The 6,000-nt window shown below is 58.1% G+C and carries 4 protein-coding genes and 2 pseudogenes; 5 read left to right on the top strand and 1 reads right to left on the bottom strand.

Annotation, left to right across the window (positions count from 1 at the left end):
- Positions 1 to 422: 422 nt before the first annotated feature.
- Positions 423 to 614: a hypothetical protein gene (locus SO180_RS29730; protein ID WP_084801440.1), complete on the top strand. Its 192-nt coding sequence runs from the start codon at positions 423 to 425 to the stop codon at positions 612 to 614.
- Positions 611 to 820: pseudogene (locus SO180_RS29725) on the top strand (hypothetical protein). The gene SO180_RS29730 and the pseudogene SO180_RS29725 overlap by 4 nt, the downstream one beginning before the upstream one ends.
- A gap of 322 nt (positions 821 to 1,142) precedes the next feature.
- Here SO180_RS29725 and SO180_RS29720 read toward each other — a convergent pair.
- Entirely contained in the window at positions 1,143 to 3,023 is a 1,881-nt protein-coding gene (locus tag SO180_RS29720; RefSeq protein ID WP_449382385.1) for a patatin-like phospholipase family protein, read from the bottom strand.
- A gap of 441 nt (positions 3,024 to 3,464) precedes the next feature.
- On the opposite strand from SO180_RS29720, the gene SO180_RS29715 reads away from it, so the two are divergent.
- From SO180_RS29715 to SO180_RS29705, 3 genes and pseudogenes are all read left to right on the top strand, one after another.
- Positions 3,465 to 4,481, top strand: coding sequence for a patatin-like phospholipase family protein (locus tag SO180_RS29715; RefSeq protein ID WP_449382384.1), 1,017 nt, complete (start codon positions 3,465 to 3,467; stop codon positions 4,479 to 4,481).
- A 201-nt stretch (positions 4,482 to 4,682) separates the two neighbouring features.
- Positions 4,683 to 4,865: pseudogene (locus tag SO180_RS29710) on the top strand (IS110 family transposase); the annotation flags it as partial.
- Positions 4,866 to 4,961: 96 nt separating this feature from the next.
- Positions 4,962 to 5,477: a 4-hydroxyphenylacetate 3-hydroxylase N-terminal domain-containing protein gene (locus SO180_RS29705; RefSeq protein WP_449382383.1), complete on the top strand. Its 516-nt coding sequence runs from the start codon at positions 4,962 to 4,964 to the stop codon at positions 5,475 to 5,477.
- Positions 5,478 to 6,000 lie beyond the last annotated feature (523 nt).

Below are 6,000 nucleotides of genomic sequence, written 5' to 3'. Positions count from 1 at the left end.
GGACTGGATCAATCCCCGTTAGGCGTGAGCACCCTGGTCGGCCAAGTCGCCCACAGGCGCGTCTTCGAATGATCCGGGATCAGCTTGACGTCCGACGCCGCTGTAGGGCGCCACGTGATTTCTCTCACAGATAAAAAATCCGTCCTCAGGCATCTACACGAGCAGTGAGGCACTGGCTCGCTTCGAGCCAGATGTTGTTCACATGAGAGGGGAGGAAGATCACGTCATGCCAGCATTGATTATCGGCGTGTTTCTCGTTGCTGCGTTCGCGATCAGTAAGCTCGTTTAGTAAATTGAAGTTCCCCGAAGTCTTTCAAAGCACGCTGCGGATGGTGAGACGCAGCACAGATTGAATAGCAAGGCCGCGCCTATTCTTCGCATAAAGGGTATGGTCCCTCTTGATAGTAGCAGGAGCATTCAATATGGGCGAGATTATTCGATTTGTCTCAAAGTCTGAGCGCGAGCAAGCCCGCTTAGTTCGAGAAGCCCTCGCGATATATGACAGCATCTTCCCGGCGGCTGATCCGGTCAGGGAGCAGCATGACAAGGCATCGATAAGTCATACGGTCAGCGGCACAAAAGCCCATCGCAGCGACGGGGGTCCCCTGTCGTGATCAAGGTCATCGCCGTGCTCTGCAGTCTCTCTTCTCCGATAGATTGCCACGAACAGATCGTCACCACCTCGGACTTCGCCCACATTTCGATGCAGTCCTGTCTGATGGGCGCGCCACAGCTCGCCGAGTAGATGAACCAGCGTCCGGCAGAGTGCCTGGCGGCATGGCGCTGCGTGATTGGTAACCAGGATCGCAGGGGAGCTTAGGGTGGAAAGCAGCCTCCCTAGACGCTTTGAACCGCTTAACCACGACCGCTGCGGTTACTGACTGGGACCGTTCAATGGCCAGCATCGAGTAAGTTCTTGTTTGCGGAGCACGAGTCCGGAAGTCGCCCCGTTTGAGACATACCCCGAGCGTCGACAATGTCTGCTCATTAGGCTAGACCGGAAGTCGCGGTCACAGTGTCATAACGACGCGATTGTCCCTGACCCGGACATTGGGCCTGATCAATATCTCAGGTCAATCCCGAGGCGCGGCCAATCGGCGAAATGAACAGCGAAACGCACCCGTAGCTCAACTGGATGAGCGCTACTGACGAGACTCGACGAGCACCGCACCTCGCATTGCCGGTTTTCCGGCAGCGAGGATGGCGGCCATTGCCGGGTTGCCCTCTGCTTGCAGCGCCACGATAGCTTGTCGAGCCCAAAGGTAAGACGCCTGAAAAATCTCAGTATGGCGGTCGAAGTCCGTCACATCTACCCCGATCGGACAGGGCGGGCGTATTACCAGATCGAGTGGTCCCGTCGGCAACGTATCGTAGCGCTGATGCGCCACGAGGCTTCGCCACAGCACATTGACGGCACTCGGCGCGGCAGGAAGCAGCTTCTTACGAAACGGCATCAGCATTGCCGCGACCAGCTCAAGTCGTCCCGGCAACGCATCATACGCGACATCAAACAGCTCAGCAGCCGGCTCGCCGAAATGCACAACCAGATTGGGGCCACTCTTTAGTTGATGCATCGGTGCCAGCGGAACATTATCGATCAGGCATCCATCGACAAGCATCGCACCTTCCGGCGTGTAGAACGGCGACAATAATCCAGGAATTGCGCTCGAGGCACGCACCGCCTGCCACAGCGGTCCCGAGCGAATTAATTCCAAATTATGGGTCGAAAGATTGGTTGCGACTGCCGCGAAAGGTCGCCAACAATCCTCGATCCGGCAGTCGTGGCCCAATTGACGGGCGAGCGCCCGATCGAACGCCTTATGATCCAGCAAGGCGTAACGCGGCCAGGTTGGCCGCCGGAAGCTGCGACTCTTGACGAAAATATCGTGCGTGCCGCGCTCAAGATCCTCGGCTTCGAGGTTTTTCGCAAATCCGGCCGCCATGGCAGAGCCGACACTAGTGCCGATAAAGATATCGAATACTACGCCAAGCTCGCAGAAGGCCTTGTAGACCCCCACATGCGCCGATCCAAGGCTTCCGCCGCCGCCGGCGACGTATCCAATCGCGCGACCCGACAGGAAGCGGATCAGACTGTCGAAATCAACCTGATCTTCCAGCGCGACATGGTGATGCATGAAGGAGGGCAGCCGAGCAAGCCAGGCCGTGGTTCCGCTGACCTGACTGCTCCGTCGATCATGAACGCGAACGAGGCGTCGCGCCGACCTTGGGTGAACCTCGCAGGCAAAAGCCTCGACATCCGTCAAGGGTCCGACCGGCGCATCGCCACGGCACCCGAACACAACCATGTCGGCCTGACGGATAGCCTTGCGTGTCCAGGCATTGTCATCGTGATCTCCGAGGTAAACTACGAGTGGCGCGGTGTGTTCGAGTCTGTTAAGCCATTCAGCGACATCGGGCGCATCCGGGGCTCGACCGGGAAACTTGGAGTTGATGCGGGCGGCATCAACGACCTCCGCATCGGTGGCGGCGAGCCCATCGCGGATTCGACGATCAAAGGCGCCAGGCAACAGCTCGCGTCCACCTTCGATTAGGGCCACCGTTCTGGCCTTTGGCGACGCGCGAAGCGGCGCGAGGCGCGCGGTCTCCTTGCCAAAGCGGAGCGCGAGCGCTGCAAGTACTGCCTCAACAATGGCAGGGGCGTCCCTGGCAAGCTTCTGGTAGGCCGTACGTGTCAACACGAGCACGCTGGTGTCGCGGATTGCAATTACATTGGCAGTGCGCGGGACATTTGCGAAGAAGCCGATTTCACCAACCAATTCACCGGAACGGAGCTCGGCGAGAGGTTCGAGTTCGCCATTTCGGCACACGGCTAGCGCACCGTGCAGCACCAAAAACAACGAGTCCGAGGGGCCACCTTGGGCAACCAGCCTTTCTCCCCGCACCAGATCCAGGCGAACCATTGCGTTCAGAGCCGTCATCCGCTGTTCTGAACTGAGCGTTCTGAACAGAGCGAAGTCCTCAGATACGTTCCACCATGCAAATGTCGCGCTCGCTTCATTCATTGGCGACATCCGGTTCGACTGCACCTCCAATGTTAATGCCGGGTCGCCCTGTCGGCTAGAATATAAGGGTCAGCGCACCAGCTCTTCGCACTGCATTCATAGAAGCACTGCAACATAGATCGCGAACCTATCCTGCCATTGCGACGCTGCAACCTTGGTGCCCGCTTTCGCTTGTGTCCCTTCGCGTTGTTTCGCGAGCGCGTAAGGTCGTTTTCAGGTAAAGCGGACATCAACTAGCAGGCAAGACCGGCTGACTCGGTCGAGAATGACCCAGAGCGTCATAGCCCGGCCCGAAATCTCGCACCGGACCGTCTCCTGCCGTATCGACGTGTGATATCCTTTCACTCGCACGAAGTGGAGGGAATGCGCAGTGAAACGCCGCGAGTTCATTACGCTGCTAGGCGGAGTAGCGGTGGCGCACAGCGTGGTCGGTAAGCGCTGATGCGTACGGCAAGCAAGACGGTCAACCTTGCCTTACAGGGTGGCGGTGCGCACGGCGCCTTCACCTGGGGCGTTTTGGATCGCCTGCTCGAAGATGACCGGGTGTCGTTCGAAGGGATCTGCGCTACCAGCGCTGGCGCTATGAACGGCACGATCTTGGCTTACGGCCTGACGATAGGCGGTCGCGAAGGCGCAAAACTCACTCTCGCCGAATATTGGCGCCGGATCAGCGAAGCTGCGGCCTGGGGACCGCTGCAGCCCTCCATTCTCGATCGTCTGTCGCAAAATCGTTGGATCGAGAGATCGCCAGCCTTCATGTTCTTCGACATGATGACACGACTGTTGTCACCCTATCAGTTTAACCCGTTGAACTACAACCCATTGCGTGACGTGCTCGAGAAGACCGTCGATTTCGAGCGACTGCGCAGGGAGAATGTCGTCAAGCTGTTCCTTTGTGCGACAAACGTCCGTACTGGAAAGGTGAAGATCTTTGAGAACCATGAGCTCACCGTCTCGGCCGTTCTCGCTTCCGGGTGCCTTCCGCAGCTCTTTCAGGCTATTGAAATCGATGGCGAACCCTATTGGGATGGCGGCTACATGGGCAACCCAGCTATCTTCCCGCTGATCTATGGCTGCCAATCCACAGACGTCATCGTTATTCACATCAATCCAATTGTGCGTGGGGAGATTCCTCGCACGGCGAGCGATATATTAAACCGATTGAACGAAATTAGCTTCAATTCGTCTTTGATGCGCGAGATGCGAGCAATTGCCTTCGCCAACAAGCTCGTCAGCAGAGGCGCGCTGCGCGACGAGATAAAGACGATGCTGATTCATGCCATAGAGGCGGAATCGTTCATGAAGGACCTCGGCGTCGCCTCCAAGTTTAATGCAGACTGGGAGTTTCTCACCTATCTGCGCGACGTGGGCCGTACCTGCGCTGAGGAGTGGTTAGCCGCAAATTATTGTCATATCGGTGTGCGTTCGACCATCGACATTCACGGCCGATACTTGTAGCGCGTTTAGATTGGTACAAAAACGCCTGCAACCCCAGCTCGTCACCAAGAATTTGGTTCTCGAGAGTTAATTGGGTTGCGTTCGTCGAGAAAGGTGGACCTCAATACTTGGTGCTGACGTCCGCTTCTGATGCTGTGGACGGCTCGAGAGTGCCAAGGAGTGGGCGCCGTTTGAGGCTTCCACGATTCGGAGGAGCAGCCTATGCGGTCAATTTCGATAATCGGCCTGAATATCGCCAAGCCGCTCTTTCAAGTGCATGGCGTTGATACAGCCGGCCAGGTGGTCATCCGCCGTCAGTTAAGGCGCCAGCAGGTCGTGGCATTTTTCCAGAAGCTGCCGCCCTGCTTGGTGGGTATCGAGGCTTGCGCGCCAGGCGGACAGCATGGTTTCATGGACTTCCGCACACTGCGTAAGGGAATGCGCGTGCGCAAATTGCAAACTTTAACTCGAAGTGGTTGACGCGCCACCACTCATGCGGCGTTGGACATTGCGCCGGAGCACATCGGCAACGTCAAAGTCACCCGCCCGCAAACCGGTGCGGAGTACCGGGACTTGCTGCGCGACGACCGCACCGTCTACATCTATGGCGAGCGGGTGAAGGACGTCACCACGCACCCGGCCTTCCGCAACACCGCACGCATGGTCGTGCGCCTCTACGACGCGCTGCACGACGACAAGCGCAAGCACAAGCTGCTGCTGCCGACCGGAACCGGCAATGGCGGCATGACACACGCCTTCTTCAAAGCGCCGAAAACCGTGGACGACATGATTGCCGGACGCGAGGCGATCGCCGAATGGGCCAAAATCACCTATGGCTGGCTGGGACGGGCGCCGGACTACAAGGCCGCGTTCCTGGCGACGCTCGGCGCCAATTCCGATTTTTATGATCCGCCAAGCGCTGGTACAAGTTCAGCCAGGAGCGCGGCTGGGTCTAAAGCCAGCCAAGCCTGCAAACCATCCGCTCTGCGCGCTGTGCAAGCTCGGCAGACGCGTTGATTATGCCTTGGCGGTCCCTCTGCTGGGTGAGCCTGATGTCCGTTCACGGCAGACTTGGTCATTCGGCAATTTGGCTCGATGCCCGGTTGCACAAGTTGGATCATCCCCGCCAACTGAGCCCGCTGGTAATGTTGTCGGCGGGCTTTTTTGGCCCCAAATTTGGTCCCAAACTGCCGGGTATGCACAGTTACCGGATGGGCCGAGCCTCGGCAGTTAGATCGCATGCTTGATCAGGTGCGCCGGGCAATGGGTAGCGGTGAGACCTCGAAATGGACGAATGCGAACGCGAGGACGACGACCCGACTGAGGAAACGCAGCAGCCGCCGGAGAGCCCGTTGATTGCGCCCAGATTTGAGTGACGGAGATCACAGCGAGAGGCCAAGCTTCAGCGGTACGCCTCTCACCACGCAAGGCTGGATGGTCTCGCCAGCCAAATGAAAGGAACCGCAACCGCGACGCGGCCGTTGGATTTCGCTTTGGCATTGCATCATCAAAGTTGTACACCTGTTCACGCCCAGCCAGA

The organism is Bradyrhizobium sp. UFLA05-112, from assembly GCF_053572325.1.
Note: the sequence above shows the minus strand (reverse complement) of the source record. Positions and strands in the feature narration are given on the sequence as shown.